This is a genomic window from uncultured Tateyamaria sp. (genome assembly GCF_947504105.1).
Taxonomy (GTDB): domain Bacteria; phylum Pseudomonadota; class Alphaproteobacteria; order Rhodobacterales; family Rhodobacteraceae; genus Tateyamaria.
In genome coordinates this window covers 1-18,447 of sequence record NZ_CANNGP010000056.1, presented here as the reverse complement: position 1 = coordinate 18,447, position 18,447 = coordinate 1, and the positions used below count along the sequence as shown (strand labels likewise).

Annotated in this window: 18 protein-coding genes; 14 read left to right on the top strand and 4 right to left on the bottom strand. The window is 53.2% G+C overall.

Annotation, left to right across the window (positions count from 1 at the left end):
- Window positions 1-290: 290 nt before the first annotated feature.
- Window positions 291-1,238, bottom strand: coding sequence for a TRAP transporter substrate-binding protein (locus Q1A75_RS21145; RefSeq protein ID WP_299641104.1), 948 nt, complete (start codon window positions 1,236-1,238; stop codon window positions 291-293).
- A 370-nt stretch (window positions 1,239-1,608) separates the two neighbouring features.
- On the opposite strand from Q1A75_RS21145, the gene Q1A75_RS21140 reads away from it, so the two are divergent.
- Window positions 1,609-2,130: a winged helix DNA-binding protein gene (locus Q1A75_RS21140; protein WP_299592870.1), complete on the top strand. Its 522-nt coding sequence runs from the start codon at window positions 1,609-1,611 to the stop codon at window positions 2,128-2,130.
- On the opposite strand, the gene Q1A75_RS21135 is transcribed toward Q1A75_RS21140, so the two are convergent.
- The 3 genes from Q1A75_RS21135 to Q1A75_RS21125 all read right to left on the bottom strand — a co-directional run bounded on the left by Q1A75_RS21135 (window position 2,127) and on the right by Q1A75_RS21125 (window position 4,981).
- Window positions 2,127-3,428 (bottom strand): TRAP transporter large permease subunit, encoded by a 1,302-nt coding sequence (locus Q1A75_RS21135; RefSeq protein WP_299592868.1) that lies wholly within the window; start codon window positions 3,426-3,428, stop codon window positions 2,127-2,129. The two genes, Q1A75_RS21140 and Q1A75_RS21135, sit on opposite strands and share 4 nt — an antisense overlap.
- Before the next feature lie 2 nt (window positions 3,429-3,430).
- On the bottom strand, window positions 3,431-3,955 hold the full coding sequence (locus Q1A75_RS21130) for a TRAP transporter small permease (protein WP_299592867.1): 525 nt from the start codon (window positions 3,953-3,955) through the stop codon (window positions 3,431-3,433).
- 66 nt (window positions 3,956-4,021) lie between these two features.
- Window positions 4,022-4,981: a TRAP transporter substrate-binding protein gene (locus Q1A75_RS21125; protein WP_299592865.1), complete on the bottom strand. Its 960-nt coding sequence runs from the start codon at window positions 4,979-4,981 to the stop codon at window positions 4,022-4,024.
- A gap of 114 nt (window positions 4,982-5,095) precedes the next feature.
- Here Q1A75_RS21125 and Q1A75_RS21120 point away from each other — a divergent pair, with 114 nt between their 5' ends.
- From Q1A75_RS21120 to Q1A75_RS21060, 13 genes are all read left to right on the top strand, one after another.
- On the top strand, window positions 5,096-8,698 hold the full coding sequence (locus tag Q1A75_RS21120) for a hydantoinase B/oxoprolinase family protein (protein ID WP_299592864.1): 3,603 nt from the start codon (window positions 5,096-5,098) through the stop codon (window positions 8,696-8,698).
- The gene (locus tag Q1A75_RS21115) at window positions 8,695-10,104 is read left to right on the top strand and encodes a Glu/Leu/Phe/Val dehydrogenase (RefSeq protein ID WP_299641099.1); all 1,410 of its coding nucleotides are present in this window, start codon (window positions 8,695-8,697) and stop codon (window positions 10,102-10,104) included. The genes Q1A75_RS21120 and Q1A75_RS21115 overlap by 4 nt, the downstream gene beginning before the upstream one ends.
- Window positions 10,105-10,146: 42 nt before the next feature.
- Window positions 10,147-10,533 (top strand): hypothetical protein, encoded by a 387-nt coding sequence (locus Q1A75_RS21110; protein ID WP_299592861.1) that lies wholly within the window; start codon window positions 10,147-10,149, stop codon window positions 10,531-10,533.
- A 99-nt stretch (window positions 10,534-10,632) separates the two neighbouring features.
- Window positions 10,633-10,911 (top strand): hypothetical protein, encoded by a 279-nt coding sequence (locus Q1A75_RS21105; RefSeq protein ID WP_299592859.1) that lies wholly within the window; start codon window positions 10,633-10,635, stop codon window positions 10,909-10,911.
- A 477-nt stretch (window positions 10,912-11,388) separates the two neighbouring features.
- The gene (gene mobQ, locus Q1A75_RS21100; RefSeq protein ID WP_299592858.1) at window positions 11,389-12,126 is read left to right on the top strand and encodes a MobQ family relaxase; all 738 of its coding nucleotides are present in this window, start codon (window positions 11,389-11,391) and stop codon (window positions 12,124-12,126) included.
- A 178-nt stretch (window positions 12,127-12,304) separates the two neighbouring features.
- Entirely contained in the window at window positions 12,305-12,562 is a 258-nt protein-coding gene (locus Q1A75_RS21095; RefSeq protein WP_299592856.1) for a hypothetical protein, read from the top strand.
- A gap of 296 nt (window positions 12,563-12,858) precedes the next feature.
- On the top strand, window positions 12,859-13,884 hold the full coding sequence (locus Q1A75_RS21090) for a replication initiator protein A (RefSeq protein ID WP_299592855.1): 1,026 nt from the start codon (window positions 12,859-12,861) through the stop codon (window positions 13,882-13,884).
- 112 nt (window positions 13,885-13,996) lie between these two features.
- A complete protein-coding gene (locus Q1A75_RS21085; RefSeq protein ID WP_299592853.1) occupies window positions 13,997-14,671 on the top strand; it encodes a ParA family protein in 675 nt (224 codons plus the stop codon).
- Window positions 14,671-15,021, top strand: coding sequence for a hypothetical protein (locus Q1A75_RS21080; RefSeq protein WP_299592851.1), 351 nt, complete (start codon window positions 14,671-14,673; stop codon window positions 15,019-15,021). The genes Q1A75_RS21085 and Q1A75_RS21080 overlap by 1 nt, the downstream gene beginning before the upstream one ends.
- A 122-nt stretch (window positions 15,022-15,143) precedes the next feature.
- Window positions 15,144-16,475, top strand: a complete 1,332-nt coding sequence (locus Q1A75_RS21075) for a DNA cytosine methyltransferase (protein WP_299592849.1) — start codon at window positions 15,144-15,146, stop codon at window positions 16,473-16,475.
- Window positions 16,468-17,256, top strand: a complete 789-nt coding sequence (locus Q1A75_RS21070) for an endonuclease (protein WP_299592847.1) — start codon at window positions 16,468-16,470, stop codon at window positions 17,254-17,256. The genes Q1A75_RS21075 and Q1A75_RS21070 overlap by 8 nt, the downstream gene beginning before the upstream one ends.
- A 238-nt stretch (window positions 17,257-17,494) precedes the next feature.
- Window positions 17,495-18,004 (top strand): helix-turn-helix domain-containing protein, encoded by a 510-nt coding sequence (locus tag Q1A75_RS21065; protein WP_299592845.1) that lies wholly within the window; start codon window positions 17,495-17,497, stop codon window positions 18,002-18,004.
- A gap of 77 nt (window positions 18,005-18,081) precedes the next feature.
- Complete coding sequence (locus Q1A75_RS21060; RefSeq protein WP_299592843.1) at window positions 18,082-18,399, top strand: hypothetical protein; 318 nt, start codon at window positions 18,082-18,084, stop codon at window positions 18,397-18,399.
- Window positions 18,400-18,447 lie beyond the last annotated feature (48 nt).

Here is an 18,447-nt window from a genome sequence, read left to right as displayed (position 1 = left end):
CTTGGTGGCCACGATGAGCAACAAACCCTCTCTTAGCAAATACCGCTATTTGGACCCATAGGCGCTGACGTCAGACATTTCAATGCGGTACGTATTATCTTCGAACGACAAAAGTTGACCGGAAATGTTTACACTTCTGTCGGAAGACATCAGCCGGATTTCTTCTGCTGACGCTGGACTCATGCACCCGACGGCAACTGCGCTTGAGATAGCCGCTAGGCGCTTTAGGCTAGAATGACGATTTCTCATGTTCAAAAATCCAAGGGATGGTTTCACGCTAATAACCTGTGTCATTCTTGACCCTCCTCAAAAGCTTCGATTAATTGTTGGCCGTCCGAACCAGCCGTTTGCAGCCAACTCTCTCGTATGGCCTGACTTGCTCGTTCGAGCTCAGTAAGAAGCGCCGGGCTGACCTGCCGCATGGCACCACCTTCTCCGCTGTCAGCGAGGTCTTGACCTGGTGTCAGAATCGTCATGCCGTTGTCGAAAAGAGCCTTGATCGCTTCAACCGCATTGATCTGAGACAAGAGCCAGCCATTATCACTCGCGTTCTGGGCGGCGGTGAATACGGCTTGTCGGTTTTCTTCGGACAACGCCGCTAAGGCGTCGCTATTCACAAAGACGATGTTTTTTGGCAACCACGCCTGTAAGTCGTAATAATAGTCGAGATATTCCCAAGACTGCGTACTGACGCCCGTTGTTGCCGACGTCATCATTGCATCAATAGCGCCGCTTCTGAACGCATCTGGTATCTCACTGACTTCCAGCCGTGTTGGGCTGGCCCCCAGCTCTGCGGCAAACCCATTCAGAATGTCATTGTTCACGCGGAAGGCGGCACCGTTCAGGTCAATGGGATCAATGATCTCTTGTTTGGAATAAAGACCCTGCGGTGGCCACGGAACAGAATAGAGTGGGGTTAGCCCGTCTTCAGCCAGTATCCTTGTAAGAATATCAAACTCTGCGTCAGACAGCCGTTGGGCGTCGGCGTAGGAAGTCGCAAGAAATGGCAATCCATCCGCTCCAAATAGAGGGCTCCGGCTTGAGAGGGTCGACTGGAAGACCTCTCCGATTTGCACATCGCCGTTCTGTACGGCGTCGGCAATTTCGGCATGCGCGACGAGCGTGCCACCTGGATGTACCTCGATTACAAGCTCTCCATCCGTAAGTCTCTCTACCTCGGCAGCGAAAGCGCGGATGTTTTCAGTGTGAAAATTTGTATCTGAGTAGGGGGTTGGCATCGTCCAAGTTTCCGCAAAAACGGCAGTCGCGCTTAGGCAAATTGCAAAGCAGGCGCTTGCGGTTAGAACGCTAGACCGAGACACGCTGTCCAAGCTTGCAGAGTTGGGGATCAATTTCATGCGCTCACCTGCACTTTTCTATAATTGCACATCTTTTCACAACACCGGCTAATCACTACTGATTCGATGACATATTACTAACGTATTATGTTCGAAATGTGATCGTCGTAAACGAAGTGTTTATGAGGTTGGCATGTTGAGGTCCGTAATGTCAGCGATGCGCTTTCGCCACTTCGACAGCTGACAGATACGACTGGTTTTTGCGCAAATTATACATTATTCATCAACAAAACACTGAGGATTTATTGGTATGTCAGAGCAGAACATCCCTAAACGTCGCATCGTTTCATCCCGTCACCTTGCGGACGGGGCAAACTGGGAGTCATCGGAAATCGAATATGGGATGATTATTGCTTATAATGCATTCTCGCGTTGGATGACGCGGTGCATGTCTGCGGCTGGCAACACCGACCTGACACCACTTGAAATTTTGGTCCTGCACAACACCAATCACCGTGGTCGTGACAAGCGTTTGACGGATATCTGCTTTCTCTTGAACATTGAGGACACTCACACTGTAAATTACGCCTTGCGAAAGCTTATGAAGATGGAGCTCCTGTCCTCTGAGAAACGCGGCAAGGAAGTTTTTTACAGTGCTTCACCTGCAGGCGAAAAGCTCTGCGAAGCTTACCGAGATGTCCGAGATAGGTGCTTTGTAGATGGTCTGTCACGCATGGATATGACGGGTGACGAAATGCGCGAGATTGCAGCAAGCCTGCGCGCCCTGTCTGGCCAATATGATCAGGCCAGCAGGGCGGCAGCCTCGCTTTAGCCGGACACGAACGTCGGGAGAAACGTGACGATCTGAGGGAAGAGGCAGATCAACAATACGCCCAGCAGTAGCAACAGAAAGAACGGGAAAGCGGCTTTGGCGATGCGCAGGATATCGATTCCTGTCAGACCTTGGATCACGAACAGGTTAAAGCCTACGGGCGGTGTGATCTGGCTCATCTCGACGACGATCACCAGATAGATGCCGAACCAGATCGGATCGATCCCTACCGCTGTGATCATCGGCATAATGATCGACGTTGTGAGAACAATGACGGAGATACCATCCAGAAAGCAGCCCAGGATGATAAAAAAGATTGTCAGTGCGACCAGAAGAGCGGCAACCGACAAATTCATGTCCGAAATCCAAGCGGCCAGATTACGTGGCAGTCCCGTGAACCCCATCGCTACGGAGAGAAATGCAGCACCCAGCAGGATAAGCGCAATCATACATGAAGTGCGCGTCGCCGACATCACTGCTTCGCCGAAGAGTTTCCAGCTAAATGCACCAGACGTCCAAGCAAGGATTGTCGCCAATACAACGCCCAAGGCTGCGGCATCCGTTGGCGACGCAAGCCCACCGTAGATGGATCCGATCACGCCACCGATTAAGAGCGCTACAGGTATTAAGCGACGCGAGGCTTTAAATTTTTCGTGTAGAGAAAAAGTCTCATCAATCGCCGGGATCAGGTCCGGGTTCATCCATGCGCGCACGGCGACATAGCTTGCAAACAGCGTCATCAGCATGATGCCAGGGATAATAGCTGCGATGAACAGGCGCGTGATCGATTGCTCAGTGGCGACTCCGTAAACGATCAGGATGATGGATGGTGGGATAAGCAAGCCCAGCGTTGCCGATCCTGCCAAAGTACCTAGAATTAGGTTTTCCGGGTATCCACGTTTTGTCAGTTCTGGCACCGACATGCGTCCAATGGTGGCCGCGGTTGCTGCTGATGATCCGGATACGGCAGCAAAAATGGCGCAACCAAACACGTTCACGTGCAGTAGGCGACCTGGCGCGCGGCTCAGCCAGGGGACGAGGCCCGTGAACATGTCATCACTCATGCGCGACCTGAGCAGGATTTCCCCCATCAGAATAAAGAGGGGCAGCGCAGTAAGGGCCCAGCTGTATGAATGCCCCCAGAATGTAGATGCCATAACGAGGCCAGAGGGCGCATTTGAAAAGAACACCAGCCCGGCGAGGCCAACAAGTGACAGGGAGATGGCGACCCAGACGCCGCTCGCCAGTAACAAAAACAAAAGCCCCAACAAAACGAGGCCGACCATAGGATCAGACATCGCTATACCTCTCCAGGGCTTGACAGAATGGGTTTACGCGCTGCGATCAATTCACAGAGCGTGTGGATTACGGCAATTAGAAGCAAGCCAATACCAAAGGCCGCGACGCTTTGCGGGATCCAGAGTGGAATGGGAATGATACCGTTTGATACGTCGCCGTAGTGCAAACTCTCGCGTACTAAATCGGCAATGAAATAGGTGGCGTAACAGATCAGTCCTGCGGCGATACATAATGCAAAGAATTCTGCGACGAACTGCATCTTTTGGGACAGGCGGGACACGACAAGATTGACCCGGATGTGCCCGCCAGCCCGCAATGTGTGCGCCAAGGCTAAGAACGTAGCCCCCGCCAACATGAAACCCGAAAAATCCGCGTAAGACGGGATCGTTGATGGCATAACGCCCGGTGCGATACGTCCAAAGGCGTTCAGGCAAATCTGCGCTGAGATCAGAAGGCAGATACATAAGATCAGCCCACCTGCGATCATACCGCATAAGTCGTAGAGTTTTTGAAGAAGGCGAGACATCGCAGCAGCGTCCTTTCCGAGAAAAATGGCCGGTTGATTATACACAACCGGCCAGTTCAGGGAGGTTTAGTTGTTGTAGGCGTTCAAAACAGCACGGGCGCTATCAGATGCCGCGGCATCCCATGTCCCGAGCATTGTCTCACCAATTTCTTGCAGTCCTTCAATCAGGTCTGCACTTGGCTCATAAACGGTGATATTGTTCTCGGCCAATGTGGCTGTCATACTTTCTGCCTCTGCAGCGGACATTTCCCAACCACGCGTTTCAGCAGCCTCAGCAGCAGCCAATACGGCGGTTTGCGTATCTGCATCCAAGCCGTCGAACATGCGCTGGTTGATCACAACAATGTTCTTGGGAACCCAAGCGTTGATAGGTGTGTAGTGGGTCACAAAGTCCCATGCTGTAGAGTTCACCCCAGTCGACGGAGATGTAATCATCGCTTCAACCTGACCAGTCGCAAACGCTTGTGGGATGTTAGATGCCTCGATCTGAACGGGTGATGCGCCAGCGAGTGTCGCAAATTCTTCCAAGGCGGCATTGTAAGCGCGGAACCGAAGGCCGTTTAGATCATCGACAGTTGCGATCTCACCATTTGTGTAAAGCCCCTGCGCAGGCCAGGGTACCGAAAACAATGGCATCAAGCCCTGTTCGGCCAAAAGCTCGGTGATGACTGGTTCCTGAGCAGCCCAAAGACGCGCCGCATCTTCATAGCTGGTCGCGACGAACGGCTGGCTGTCTACGCCGAAGGCCAGATCTTCATTCGATAGCCGCGACAGAAAAAATTCACCCAGCGGGACAGAGCGGTTGCGGATAGCGCCCTTAATCTCTGCGTGTGGAAAGAGTGATCCGGCAGAATGGATCGTGATGTTCAGCCCACCGTCCGTGGCTGCCCGAACATCATCTGCGAATTGCATAATGTTTTGAGTGTGGAATGTGCTGTCACCATACGGTGTTGGCATATCCCACTCTTGGGCGGTTGAAGCAGTTGCGCAAGCCAGAGCGGCAGCGCCGAGAATGAAGTGTTTCATGAGATCTCTCCCTGTCAAGTTGGATATGGTCCGATTGAATTCGAATCCATTACGTTGACAATTTGTCAGCGTTATACTCATAAAGCAACAGCAAATTGATTCGAGGAGATGGAAGTGGATCACGCGCAGCGAAATAAATGGCAGTTCTGGGTCGATCGCGGGGGCACTTTTACAGATATTGTTGCGCGTCAGCCAAACGGAAAGCTGAAAACGCACAAGCTTTTATCAGAAAACCCAGAGGTTTATCCCGATGCCGCCGTCCATGGCATCAAGACACTGTTGGGTGTTGATCCGAACGCAGATATTGAAACGGGTCAAATTGCTGCCGTTAAGATGGGGACCACGGTCGCAACCAATGCGCTTTTGGAACGCAAAGGTGAGCGTACTGTCCTCCTAATCACCAAAGGGCTTCGCGATCTCCTGCGCATCGGCTATCAGAACCGTCCGGATCTGTTTGCGCTCAACATCAAGTTGCCAGAGTTACTTTATGAAGACGTCATTGAGATTGAAGAACGAGTAGCTGCGGACGGCTCAATTATTGCACCACTTGATTGCCGAAAAGCAAGTGAAGCGCTCTCTCATGCCTATGGCAAAGGATATCGCTCTGTCGCCATCGCACTGATGCACGGTTACAAATACACCGATCATGAAAAACGATTGGGAGAGATGGCGCGCCAGTCTGGCTTTACGCAAGTATCGTTAAGCCACGAAGCCAGTCCGCTAATCAAACTTGTCTCGCGTGGCGATACAGCTGTTGTTGATGCCTATCTGTCCCCTATTCTACGCCGCTATATTGATCAGGTCGCATCTGCCTTGAATGCTGATGAAGGCGGCTGCGACAGTTTGATGTTCATGCAGTCCAGCGGCGGACTGACTGACGCGCATCACTTTCAGGGTAAGGACGCTATCCTTTCCGGGCCTGCTGGCGGTGTGGTAGGTATGGTTCGCACTGCTGCTGATGTTGGGTTTGATCGGCTGATCGGCTTCGATATGGGTGGCACTTCGACAGATGTCTGCCATTATGCTGGCGAATTTGAGCGTTCGTTCGAGACTGAAGTGGCCGGTGTACGCATGCGTGCGCCGATGATGTCTATTCATACAGTTGCCGCGGGCGGGGGATCGATTTTGTCCTACCGCGACGGGCGCATGCAGGTCGGCCCTGAAAGCGCAGGCGCTAATCCCGGCCCTGCTGCCTATCGGCGTGGGGGTCCACTGACCGTCACGGATTGCAATGTGTTGCTTGGAAAATTGCAATCGTCCCAGTTCCCTTCGGTCTTTGGACTGAGCGCGGATCAGCCTTTGGATACTGAGGTAGTGCGTCAGAAATTTACCAATCTGAAAGCAGAGATAGGCACTGAAAAGACGATTGAAGAAATCGCAGAAGGTTTCCTTCGGATCGCCGTTGAAAACATGGCAAATGCGATCAAACAGATTAGCGTTCAGCGCGGCTATGATGTGACAAAATACACAATGAATTGCTTCGGCGGCGCAGGTGGCCAGCACGCTTGCCTCGTGGCGGACACGCTCGGAATGGAAAGCATCTTCATCCACCCGTTTGCCGGCGTCCTGTCTGCATTTGGAATGGGGCTGGCCGATGTCAGATCCATTCACGAGTATCAATTTGCCGGTCCGATCGACGATATGACGTCTGCAGAAATCGCAATTGGTCGGTTGATCGAAGAAGCGCAATCCGATGTCCGTGCGCAAGGCATTGCCGAAAGCGAGATTTCGGTAATTCTCGCAGCGCATATTCGTACTGAGGGTGCGCATCAAACACTCGAAGTCCCGTTTGGGACGCCTCATGAAATGACAGAGCAATTTAACGCTGCTCATAAAACGCGTTTTGGCTTCATACCTCACGGTGCGGACCTGATTATCGATTTGCTCACCGCAGAAGCAATCGGATCAACTGGGGAAGAGGTTACGCTGCCCAATCCGACCCACGTTGATGCCGATCAACGAACTGCTCAAATGTATTCGCATGGAGAGTGGAAAGACGTTCCCTTGGTCAACCGGGCAACCCTTGCGATGGGTGAAACCGTGTCTGGCCCTGCAATACTAACCGAGCCCACTGGTACCAATATTATTGAAGATGGCTGGCAGGCCGAGTGCGTAGAAGGTGGGAACCTTGTGGTGCGCCGTATCGTCCCGCTTGAACGTACAGAGGCGATCGGAACAAGCGTTGATCCAGTTATGCTGGAAGTGTTCAATAACCTCTTCATGTCAATCGCCGAACAAATGGGGGCCACATTAGCCAACACGGCCTATTCGGTGAACATTAAGGAGCGGCTCGATTTCTCCTGTGCGATCTTTGACCACCATGGGGATCTCGTCGCGAACGCACCCCACGTCCCGGTGCATCTTGGCTCCATGTCGGGCAGTGTCCGTTCTATTTTGGCCCAGAACGAAGGCAAAATTCGCCCCGGTGATGTGTTTATGATGAACAACCCCTTCAATGGTGGAACGCATCTGCCCGATGTCACGGTCATCACACCTGTCTTCGACGACGCTGGTGAGAATATCATTTACACAGTCGCCTCGCGTGGGCATCACGCGGACATCGGTGGAACGACCCCTGGCTCTGCCCCACCTGACAGTCGCCATATCGACGAAGAAGGCGTTTTGATCGACAATTTTCTTTTGGTCAAACAGGGCGAGCTTCAGGAGCAACAGACACGTAATCTGCTGTCTTCAGCGAAATACCCATGCCGGAACGTTGATCAAAACATGGCCGATCTTTCTGCACAGATCGCCGCCAACGCAACAGGTGAGCGCGAGCTGCAGAAGATCACCCGACAGTTTGGACTTGATGTGGTTCATGCCTATATGGGTCACGTGCAGGACAATGCAGAGGAAAGCGTGCGGCGTGTCCTCGATGTGCTCCACGACTGTCAGTTCACATATCCGCTGGATAGCGGTGCCCAGATTAAAGTGAAGATCAAGGTTGATAAGGCCGCGCGCGCGGCCGAGATCGACTTCACCGGCACTTCGGCGCAAGACGAGCTAAACTACAACGCGCCTCTTTCGATCTGTCGCGCCGTGGTTCTCTATGTCTTCCGCACATTGGTTGGATCAAACATTCCAATGAATGAAGGTTGCATGAAGCCGCTGCACCTGACCGTGCCTAAGGGGTCTATGATAAACCCCGATGCGCCCGCCGCCGTGATTTCCGGCAATACAGAGGTGTCGCAAGCCATTGCAGATACGCTTTACGGCGCACTTGGAGTGATCGCAGGAAGCCAGGGAACAATGAATAACTTTGTTTATGGCAACGACACCTATCAAAATTACGAAACGATTTGCGGTGGTACAGGCGCAGGCAATGGGTTCAACGGTGCGAGTGCCGTGCACAGCCATATGACCAACACCCGCATGACTGACCCGGAAGTGCTCGAAACGCGTTTCCCAGTCCGTGTTGATGAGTTTTCGATCCGTGTAGGATCTGGTGGTGCAGGTGTGTTTCGGGGCGGCGACGGTATCGTGCGTAAGCTGCGCTTCAATGAGCCGATGACGGTAACAACTCTCAGCTCGCATCGGCAAACTGCGCCACACGGTGCTGCTGGCGGTTCACCTGGTGCTTTTGGCGAAAATGAGATCGTACGTGCTGACGGGAAGATTGAGACCAAAAACGGCAATGATGTCGCGCACATGAACGTCGGAGATGTCTTTGTACTGAAAACGCCAGGTGGTGGTGGATATGGGGTAGCCAAGTCATGAGCAGTGGTTTCCTGGCAGATGTAGAGGCCATGTATGAGCGCGCAGCCATGTATGTGGACATGCCCGACGGCCTTTCAGATAAAATCAAGGCCTGCAACGCTACCTACGTAACCCGCTTCGGTGTACGACTTCGTGGGAGAATGTTCACATTTCGCGGGTGGCGCGCCACGCATTCGACCCATAGCGGTCCAGCGAAGGGTGGGCTGCGATACGCCCCCAATGTTGATCAGGATGAGGTTGAGGCACTTGCAGCATTGATGAGTTACAAATGCGCCCTCTTAAACCTCCCGTTTGGGGGATCCAAAGGTGCATTGGAGATTGTCCCATCCGACTGGGAACCGCACGAGCTTGAAAAGATTACTCGCCGCTTTGCGCAAGAACTGATGCGTCACGGTTTCCTCGCCTCGGCGACAAATGTTCCAGCGCCTGACGTCGGCACCAATCAGCAAATGATGATGTGGATCGCGGACGAATATCGCCGCTACAAACCAGACGACATCAATGGCATGGGATGCGTTACGGGAAAACCTGTCGAAGGTGGTGGCATTGAGGGGCGTACGGAAGCGACCGGTCGCGGTGTCCAATACGCAATTCATGCGTTTTTTCGCTCTGACAAAGACAGGGCTCGCGCCGGATTTGAAACCGAACAGCTCGAAGGGTGCCGTGTCATCGTACAGGGTCTCGGTAATGTTGGCAGCCATATCGCCCGGTTTCTCAGTGAAGAAGACGGATGCCGCATTACAGCGGTTATTGAACGGGACGGAGTCGTACGAAACGCCGATGGGTTGGATATAGAGGCCCTCATTGCTCATCATGCCGCAACAGGCGGCGTCAAAGGATTTTCTGGCGGGGGCTTTGACAGCGAAGGGGCGAAAGCTCTCGAAGATGAATGCGACATTCTCATTCCAGCGGCGCTGGAAAGCGTCATTCACAAGGGAAACGCCGAAAACATCAAAGCGCGACTCGTCGTTGAAGCAGCGAACGGCCCGATAACATTTGAAGCAGATGCTATCCTAGAGCGACGCGGCGTGACGGTTCTTCCCGATATGCTCGCGAATGCAGGCGGTGTCGTTGTCAGCTATTTCGAATGGGTAAAGAACCTGACCCATATCCCGTTCGGCCTGATGGAGCGTCGCCAGACTGACCGCGAGCATCACGTCCTGGCGCGCTCCATGGAAAAAATGACAGGACAGGCGTTTCCGCCTGAAGATAAAAATGAGTTTCTTGCGGCACGCGGTGAGATTGACCTCGTCCGATCAGGCCTTGCGGAAATGATGCATCAAGCCTTCAGCGAAGTATCGGCGCTTGCACATAAAAATAAGGGCAAAGCAATCACGCTACGCGACGCAGCATATCAGATTGCCATCAAACGGATTGCAGGGGCCTATCAAGCGATCGGCCTGTAATGCAGACAGTCCAATGAAATTCCTTAATTGTGGAGCCTTTGTATGGCTGGCTATGTTCTTTACCACTACAATATTATCGATAGGTCTCGGATCGGCGATGTTGGCGTCAATGGCAGGCTCGCTGGTGCGGACCAAGATCAGGTGACAGCCATGCTATCGTCCGATGTGATGGAACAACGACCGATGGCGATCCACCGCTCTATGCGTCAACCAAGCGACGAGCTGCCCGAACCGCTGGAACTGAAGGCGCAGGTCGAGGGGCTGTACGGCAAGGCTGAGCACAAGCGCGCGCGGCGAGCACTGAATGCCCGTGATTTGACCGAGGATGAACCACCCCCAGAGAAGTCCTTTGGCAACCCATGGGGCGCACCAAAAGACGGGAAGCGCTGGATCGACCCCAAGGACTGGCCCCGGATATGGCGAAAGTGACAACCGATATTCTGCTCAGAACGGGCCCGATTTTGAGCAGAATATCCGCGCCTATTCTCATCACGGGCACGCAACGCAGAACAAATCAGGAGGCCCAGGATGACGGATGAACCGACAGATCGCGCTCTTTGCGAGAGTATTGAACTCCAGGTAAAATTGCTCGCAACTGCCTACGAAGGCGACGACCCCAAAGCCATCGACAACGCCCTCATCCGCGTCTCGGAAGCCCGCCGCATGGTTGCCAATGGCATGTACGATCTCATCTATGCCGATGACCCGAGGTATCCGGATGACGGGTCACTGCCCTCCGATCCGCAACGTCTCCGGACAGCAACCCGTCTGGTTTTGCAAGCCACAAACAATCGCCATGCAATCTGAATCCTGCGCCGCCAGTATTCACTTTTGATCGCCGCCTGCCTCTCAACAATCGCCCTCTGCACCCTCCCGGCTGAGCGTCCATGACGCACACAGCCGTCCGAGGGTGCTCGGCCAATCGGGCTGACCCGAGCCAACAAAAATGCTCCCAAATCACCCAAAATCCGGCATCCAGAACCCCGGTACATTCTGGGGACTAAAAACTGTCCGTTAAACGGTATAGTCGTATAAAAAAGTTCCCGGATTACTCCCCATTTTCGGCGGCATGATCAGCGTCTATCGGCGGCCTCGCTGCTCTCATCTGCAATCGTTTCACACCCCCTAAATCGCTAGCAAAATCAGTGCCTTCTGTCGGCAACGGCGTCCACACGTCGTGGACTGGAGCGAAGCGGAGGGACACGATGTATATGTGGATGCTTGAACTATCCCGCAATCTGCGCCACAAAGCCGTCATCTGAATTTTTGGGAAAACCGTTCACCTTGGCCGTCCAAAGCTCACGTCTGCATGCTAAACCGATCTCGCGCTCAAAGCAACAAAGCGCGGTCGCCTCTGCTGCGTATCGCGCCGGTGAGAAGCTCGAAGACAAGCGCGTCGGTGAAACCTTCGACTACACCCGTAAGCAATCCGTTGAAGCGACCCGTATCATGGCCCCCGCCCCTGCTCCCGACTGGGTGCTGGATCGCGCGACGCTTTGGAATACAGTTGAAGCAACCGAAAAACGGAAAGACGCTCAGTTGGCCAGAGAGGTCCAGGTCGCGATCCCGGACGAGCTGCCGAAAGATGTCCGGGAGAAGTTGGTCTGGGATTTTTGCCACGACAACTTCGTGAGCATGGGGATGATCGTTGATGTGGCGATCCACGGGCCTACGAAAGAGAACCCGCGTAACTGGCACTGGCATGGCATGCTGACGATGCGGACCATCGGTCCCGATGGCTTCGGATTGAAAGAGCGCTCCTGGAACGAGAACCAGCATGTCGAACGCTGGAAGCGAAACTGGGAGACCGCCTGTAACGCGGCGCTTGAGCAAATCGGCTCAAGCACCCGCGTGGATATGCGGTCCATCGAAGATCGGCATGCCGAACAGCTGCGCTTCGCCGCCGAGGCAACAAACTGGATCGACCGGATGCGGTTTGAGATCGAGGCGGCACGTCTCGATTACACTGCGCGTCCCAACCTCCCCCTATACCCCCTCTCAGAGCGCAGCAGAGGCCCGTAGAGCCCGCCAGGAGGCCAAAGCAGAGCAAAAGGCGCGTAGGGCTGCTGAGAAAGCCGCTGCGCGTCAAAGGGCAGAATTTGAGGAACCTGTCGTTGAAAGCCGCAAGCGGGTCCTGCGCGTCAGGACACCACTGAACGTCGTCAGAGGAACATTTGAAAACCTCAAAGCCGGTCGGGACATGCTGGAACCCTACCCTCAAAGCACATTGCGACAGACAACAGATAAGTTCCTCGCCGCCGCAACACGGCTGCTTAACAGCTGGGATACTTATCTGACGGATAGATCCCGCAAAACAGACTTCACCCACCTTGAAGACGATTATCTCCAGATCAGCGCCGAGCTGACGGAAATGCACCTTGTTGTACCAAAACCGAAAGCTATGTCGGGCGCTGAACTCATTGATGAACAAGCGCGCCTGCAAGAGCTGGAAGACTGAGTATTCTTAGCATGGCAACCTTTGCAAAGTGCTCTGTCCCGTCCGATTTGGGTGCAACAGTTGACTGATACTGCGGCATGCCGGGTGTTATATATGTGTTAGAATCTGTGTTACGTTCTGATAAACACCTAATTTATTAAATGATTACAGCATTTTACTAAAGTGCAGTGCAGCTAATATCCCGATAGGTTGCAGTTATTATCCAGAAAAGTGCAGCCATTATCCCGATAGCTCTTGTGGTGCAGCTAATATCCCGATAGCAATAAAGCTGCAGCCGTTATCCCGATAGGTGTCTCATGAATGAAGACCATCGCCCCCTACTCCCAGATCGCCATCCTCAGGCAAACCTATTCATTTGTGATGTGGCTGATGCCGTCATCAAAAGCGATATGGCGTCAATGGAGCATCCGATCTTTACCCTTTCAAAGAAGCCGATCCGTGACGTTAAAAGATACGAGCATGGGGATGTTGTCCTAGAAGTTACGCCTGGTCCTAAGGGCATCGCCAACATCTACGACAAGGATATCCTGATTTTTGCGATCAGCCAAATCATGGCAGCACGCAATGAAGGCCGCCCTTATTCTCGTGAAATCCAGTTTCAAGCGCAGGATTTCTTGGAGTTCAGTAACCGTCATACGGGTGGTCACGACTATGATTTGCTTCGTGACTCTCTTGACCGCTTGGATAGCACCCGCCTCAGAACGACAATCAAGACTGGTGGTGAAGAGACGTGGGAGGCTTTTGGCTTGATTGAGGGGGCAAAAATCAAGCGCAAGCGACATGACGGGCGCGTGACGGAATGGGGCCTGAAGCTTTCAGAGTGGCTCTTCAAGGCTATTGAGGCCAACGAAGTTTTGACGCTTCACCCAGACTATTTCCGTCTCCGCAAGCCAATTGAGCGCAGGATTTATGAGATTGCGCGAAAGCACTGTGGTTCTAAAGAGTCATGGCAGATAGGCTTGAAAAAGCTTCAAAAGAAGTGCGGTTCGAGCGATGCTATTCGCAACTTCCGACTGGCCGTTCGTGCTCTTTGCGATTTTGACCACCTGCCCGACTATTCGGTGAGCATGGAAGACGACATGGTGTCGTTCCGTAGCCGCATTTCACAACAGGTTGTTATCGGATCGGGTTTTACGACCAAACTCATGCCTGAAACCTTTCAGGCTGCCCGGCAAGCCGCACCTGGGTGGGATGTTTACGTCATTGAGCAGGAATGGCGGGCATGGGTCATGGGCTTGCTTGAGCAAGGTATGGAGCCGCCGCGAAATCCTGATAGCGCCTTCATCGGATTCTGCCGCAAATGGGCCGCGCGCCAACAATAGCGCATATTATATGCCGTATAAAATATCACGTTATATAATATGCCTCATATAAAAAATAACGTGACATATTTTGCGGCACGTCACATAAAAGAGAAAAACAACGAGCAGACAAATGATTGTAAGCGTCCTTTCACCCAAGGGTGGCTGTGGAAAATCCACCGCCACACTGACTTTGGCGACAGTTTTCGCGAAGAACGAGGACCTTTCGATTGCTGTCGTAGACGCTGATCCTCGGCAAAGCATCGCACGTGTCTGGCTCGGCAAGCGCAATGAAGAGAACCTTGGTGATCCACCTTTCAAAGTGATCTCGGATCCCTCCGACAGCACCATTCTCGACACCTTGGAGGCTGCGAGCGATGACCATGACTTGGTGTTTGTTGACCTTGAAGGCGTGGCTGGCCTAATGGCCTCTTACGCTGCTTCGGCATCTGACCTCTGCGTTGTGCCGATGCGGCCAAGCGCCTTGGATGGAGATGCGGCAGGTGCTGCTCTCAAAATGATTAGAGACGCGGGGCGGGCAGCTAGGCGGACGGTACCAGCGCGCATCTTGATCACGCAGACTGACGCAGCAATTGTAACGAAATCGCACAAAGAGTTGCTAGCCGAACTGGACGGAGCAGGCGTCGAACGCCTGCAAACCGAGCTTATGCGAAGAGCGCCTTTTGAACGGGTCATGGCGGAGGGGCGAACCCTTTTCGAGTTGCAAGACAATCAGTCTGTGAAGAGTGCGATCAGCAATACCGCTCGGCTAGGCAAAGAGTTGGCAGAAATACTGGAGGCGCAGTGATGGCAGGTACATTTCTTAATCTTAGCGATGACGACCAAGAAGAAAAATCGGAGCCAAAGATTGGAGCAGGATTGAAGCGCAAAGTGAAAGCTTCCCGTCCGAGGGCCGACACTGAGGCGGTCGCCGCTGCCGGGCGGGCGCATGGCTTCAACCGTTCCACTGAAAGCACTCAACCTTCTGCGGTTCCCAGGCGCGGTCGTCCGCCATTGAACCAGGATATGACGTACTGGCGTATCTACGTGTCAAGCAAGCTTCGTGATGAGTTGAATACTTTACGAGACGACGAAGGCAGGCGGCTAAACGACGTTATAGAGGACATGCTGGCCGCTTACAGAAGCGCCAAAACCTAGCCGCCACAGTTAGCCTGAGTGAAAGATCGATTTATCAACATTTTTTACGGGTCTTGGAAATACGATCGACATCTCTGGAACCATGACTTAAACATAAGAAGCAAGATGAGCAGGGATTACGCATGAGACCAATCGGGATTGATCTTTTCGCAGGGGCAGGGGGGCTAAGCCTCGGCTTCGAGCAAGCAGGCTTCGACGTGAAAGCCGCCGTCGAGATCGATCCGGTTCACTGTGCTGTTCACGAGTTCAACTTTCCAGAAACGGCCGTAATTGCAGCTTCGGTTGCAGAGCTTACCGGTGATGAGGTCAGGCAACGCGCAGGCCTCGAAGAGAAGACAATAGATTGCGTGTTTGGTGGCGCTCCATGTCAGGGCTTTTCGCTTATTGGTCAAAGGGTGCTCGATGATCCTCGTAACAAGCTTGTTCTAGACTTTGTGCGGCTTGTGCATGAGTTAGATGCAAAGAGTTTCGTTTTTGAAAATGTTAAAGGGCTCACGGTAGGTAAGCACAAAGCATTCCTGAACGAACTGGTCGAGGCATTCAATAGAGTCGGATATGAATGCCGCTTACCTTGGAAGGTACTTAATGCCGGTCACTACGGCACGCCGCAATCACGAGAACGCTTCATCCTCATGGGGACGAAGAAGGGTAGGGAGCTGCCTGACTATCCGGCCCCGACCACTAATGTGTCTGGTCGGCCTAAGCTTTTTCCAGAGCTAAATTTTGGGCCGTCTTGCATGGACGCGATCGGGGATCTTCCCGATTCTGATGCTTTCGAAACGCTGAGCACTGGCGATGCCGTTAAGACAAGCCGCTTTGGTACACCCTCTGATTATGCGGCTGAGCTTCGTTGCCTCAAGAATGACGCTTGGCATTTCGGATATGTGCGCGAATGGAATCCCAATGTTCTTACATCGAGTGCGCGCACAGAACACACTGAAATATCAAAGCGACGATTCCGTCAAACAGAGGAGGGGGCTGTTGAGCCAATTAGTCGGTTTTTCAAGCTTCCAAGCGACGGCGTTTCAAATACGCTCCGAGCAGGTACCGACGGCGCAAGAGGCGCGTTTACCAGCCCACGTCCAATCCATTATCGCTATGCTCGGTGCATTTCAGTACGCGAGATGGCACGGCTGCACGGTTTCCCCGATTGGTTTCGCCTCAATGCCACGAAATGGCATGGAGCTAGGCAGATCGGAAATGCAGTGCCACCTCCGTTAGCCAGGGCAATCGCCTCAAAGATGATTGAAGCCTTGGGTGTCTTACCAAGCAGGCCTGATAAGACGCTGTCCCTCGGCGATCCAGAGCTTTTAACTCTCAATGTTTCTCAGGCATCGACCCGGTTCGGGATCACACCACCACTGAGCAGGCGTGATCGAAAAAGCGGCGCGAAAAAGCGAAAGCAGGAGGATATCGAGAAAGAGCTCAGCACTATGAGGGTTGCGAATGGCTAAAGCTCCCAATCGATATGGCGCTCTTATTGAGAAAATTTTCCTTGATCGGTACAGTGAAGGTGAGACCGAACTCGAATTTGCACGTACGGACATTGAAGCCGCTGCCGAGACGCTAAACATCAAGCTACCTAAGAACTTAGGGGATGTGCTTTATTCGTTTCGTTTTAGGGTCGCTTTGCCTGAGACCATTGTCGAAACACAACCAGCCGGTATGGAATGGGTAATCGAGCTTGCTGGTAAGGCGGTTTACAGGTTTCGCTTGGTCAAATTTAATCGTGTTCTGCCTCGTGAAGACCTAGTTAGAATAGACATTCCAGATGCGACTCCAGAGCTAATCCGTGCCTATGCGCTAGACGACGAACAGGCACTCTTGGCCATTGTTCGTTACAACCGATTGCTAGACACGTTCTTGGGCCTGACGACATACAGCCTTCAAAACCATCTCCGAACGACTGTGAAGGGTATCGGCCAGATCGAGATTGACGAGCTCTATGTCGGGCTCGACAAGCGTGGTTGCCACTATGTGATCCCAGTGCAAGCAAAAGGTGGGAAAGATCAAATTGGGATCGTTCAGATATCCCAAGACATCCGCTTTGTAGAAGATAAATTCCCTGGAATGCGATGTCGCGCGATCGCGGCGCAGTTCATGAATGATCAGATCATCGCTCTCTTCGAGCTCACCTTGCAAGACGATGAGATCAAGGTTGTCGAGGAACGACACTATCGGCTCGTCCCTGCAAAAGAGCTCGATCAGGGAAAGATCAGGGACTATCGCGACTAAAATACCTGTGCTTTGCCGTAAGAACGGCTGGGGTACTAGTCATCAGCGTCTGGGGCTGAATTTATACTGGTTCGTCCACCTTTCCGGATGCTGGGTGAATGGTTCTTCTTTAGGGGACATCTATGGCCGGTCCGTATAGACATCTACGACCGTACGGTGTGGACAAATCCGACTGGTGGACTGATATTGAAATGTTTTATTTTCAAGGCGATATTACCATCAACGAAAGGATTTCGCCATGTCTGATAAAAACAAAAGTGCTTCTGGCAATATCGTCCAGCTCCGACCGTCCAAAGCGGGCCGCGCCTCCGAGAAGAAATGGGGCAAACAGGTCATGGACCTCGGGTTCTGCATCGTGCCGTCACTGCTTCTCAGAGCGCAGCAGAGGCTTGGCCTGAATCCCACGCAGCTCGCCGTGTTGATGCAGCTCTGCGATTTTTGGTGGGAGGACGCTCGCAAGCCACATCCTGGCAAGAAGCTTCTGGCTGAGAGACTGGGATTGAGCGAACGGCAGGTTCAGCGATACATTGCAGAGTTGGAACAGGCCGGGCTGGTCGAGCGCGTCGAACGGTACGCGGCCCATGGCGGCAAAATGACAAATACCTATGACCTGAGCGGCTTGGTGGCGCGGCTGAAGAAGCTCGAACCGGAGTTCCGCAAGGTCGAGGAGAACGTGAAAACCGAGCGCAAGGCTGTGGCAAAGCGCGGCTACAAGCCGAAACGCAAACCATCCGCGACCGCGAACTGAAGAATTCAATGTCCTGAAATGCTGAGCCCCGGGCGCATACCTAGGGCAGAGGCGGGTCCGGGGCTAACGAGGCATATATGACCAGTCCCACCCCAAATGTCAAGAATTTTGATCTGAACGATGACATCCTCGATGAGTTGGAAACATCGCTCTCGGCGGATCGACTCGGGACATATTTGGCCGCCACCGGCGGTGATCGCGCCCAGGCCGTCAGGCTCTATACATGGAACACAGCGGTCAGCGCGGCTTTCTATGGGCCACTTCAGGCGCTGGAGGTGGCGCTCCGCAACGCGATGAACCGGGAACTGGCCAGTGCCTATGGGCAGACTTGGTACGACAGCGCCAAAGCAGGCCTCGACAGCGGTTGGGGTCTGTTCCGGCTGGGGGCAGAATGACACCGTAAGGCCTGATGGTTGCGGTTATCCCTTTTCCTTAACCAGTCT

Excerpts from the sequence above, each read along its gene's own strand:
- Q1A75_RS21125 (WP_299592865.1), bottom strand. The coding sequence starts at position 4,981 with ATGAAACACTTCATTCTCGGCGCTGCCGCTCTGGCTTGCGCAACTGCT.
- Q1A75_RS21140 (WP_299592870.1), top strand. The coding sequence starts at position 1,609 with ATGTCAGAGCAGAACATCCCTAAACGTCGCATCGTTTCATCCCGTCAC.
- Q1A75_RS21115 (WP_299641099.1), top strand. The coding sequence starts at position 8,695 with ATGAGCAGTGGTTTCCTGGCAGATGTAGAGGCCATGTATGAGCGCGCA.
- Q1A75_RS21105 (WP_299592859.1), top strand. The coding sequence starts at position 10,633 with ATGACGGATGAACCGACAGATCGCGCTCTTTGCGAGAGTATTGAACTC.
- Q1A75_RS21135 (WP_299592868.1), bottom strand. The coding sequence starts at position 3,428 with ATGTCTGATCCTATGGTCGGCCTCGTTTTGTTGGGGCTTTTGTTTTTG.
- Q1A75_RS21080 (WP_299592851.1), top strand. The coding sequence starts at position 14,671 with ATGGCAGGTACATTTCTTAATCTTAGCGATGACGACCAAGAAGAAAAA.
- Q1A75_RS21065 (WP_299592845.1), top strand. The coding sequence starts at position 17,495 with ATGTCTGATAAAAACAAAAGTGCTTCTGGCAATATCGTCCAGCTCCGA.
- Q1A75_RS21085 (WP_299592853.1), top strand. The coding sequence starts at position 13,997 with ATGATTGTAAGCGTCCTTTCACCCAAGGGTGGCTGTGGAAAATCCACC.
- Q1A75_RS21130 (WP_299592867.1), bottom strand. The coding sequence starts at position 3,955 with ATGTCTCGCCTTCTTCAAAAACTCTACGACTTATGCGGTATGATCGCA.
- Q1A75_RS21110 (WP_299592861.1), top strand. The coding sequence starts at position 10,147 with ATGGCTGGCTATGTTCTTTACCACTACAATATTATCGATAGGTCTCGG.
- Q1A75_RS21095 (WP_299592856.1), top strand. The coding sequence starts at position 12,305 with ATGCTGGAACCCTACCCTCAAAGCACATTGCGACAGACAACAGATAAG.
- Q1A75_RS21075 (WP_299592849.1), top strand. The coding sequence starts at position 15,144 with ATGAGACCAATCGGGATTGATCTTTTCGCAGGGGCAGGGGGGCTAAGC.
- Q1A75_RS21090 (WP_299592855.1), top strand. The coding sequence starts at position 12,859 with ATGAATGAAGACCATCGCCCCCTACTCCCAGATCGCCATCCTCAGGCA.
- Q1A75_RS21070 (WP_299592847.1), top strand. The coding sequence starts at position 16,468 with ATGGCTAAAGCTCCCAATCGATATGGCGCTCTTATTGAGAAAATTTTC.
- Q1A75_RS21060 (WP_299592843.1), top strand. The coding sequence starts at position 18,082 with ATGACCAGTCCCACCCCAAATGTCAAGAATTTTGATCTGAACGATGAC.
- Q1A75_RS21145 (WP_299641104.1), bottom strand. The coding sequence starts at position 1,238 with ATGCCAACCCCCTACTCAGATACAAATTTTCACACTGAAAACATCCGC.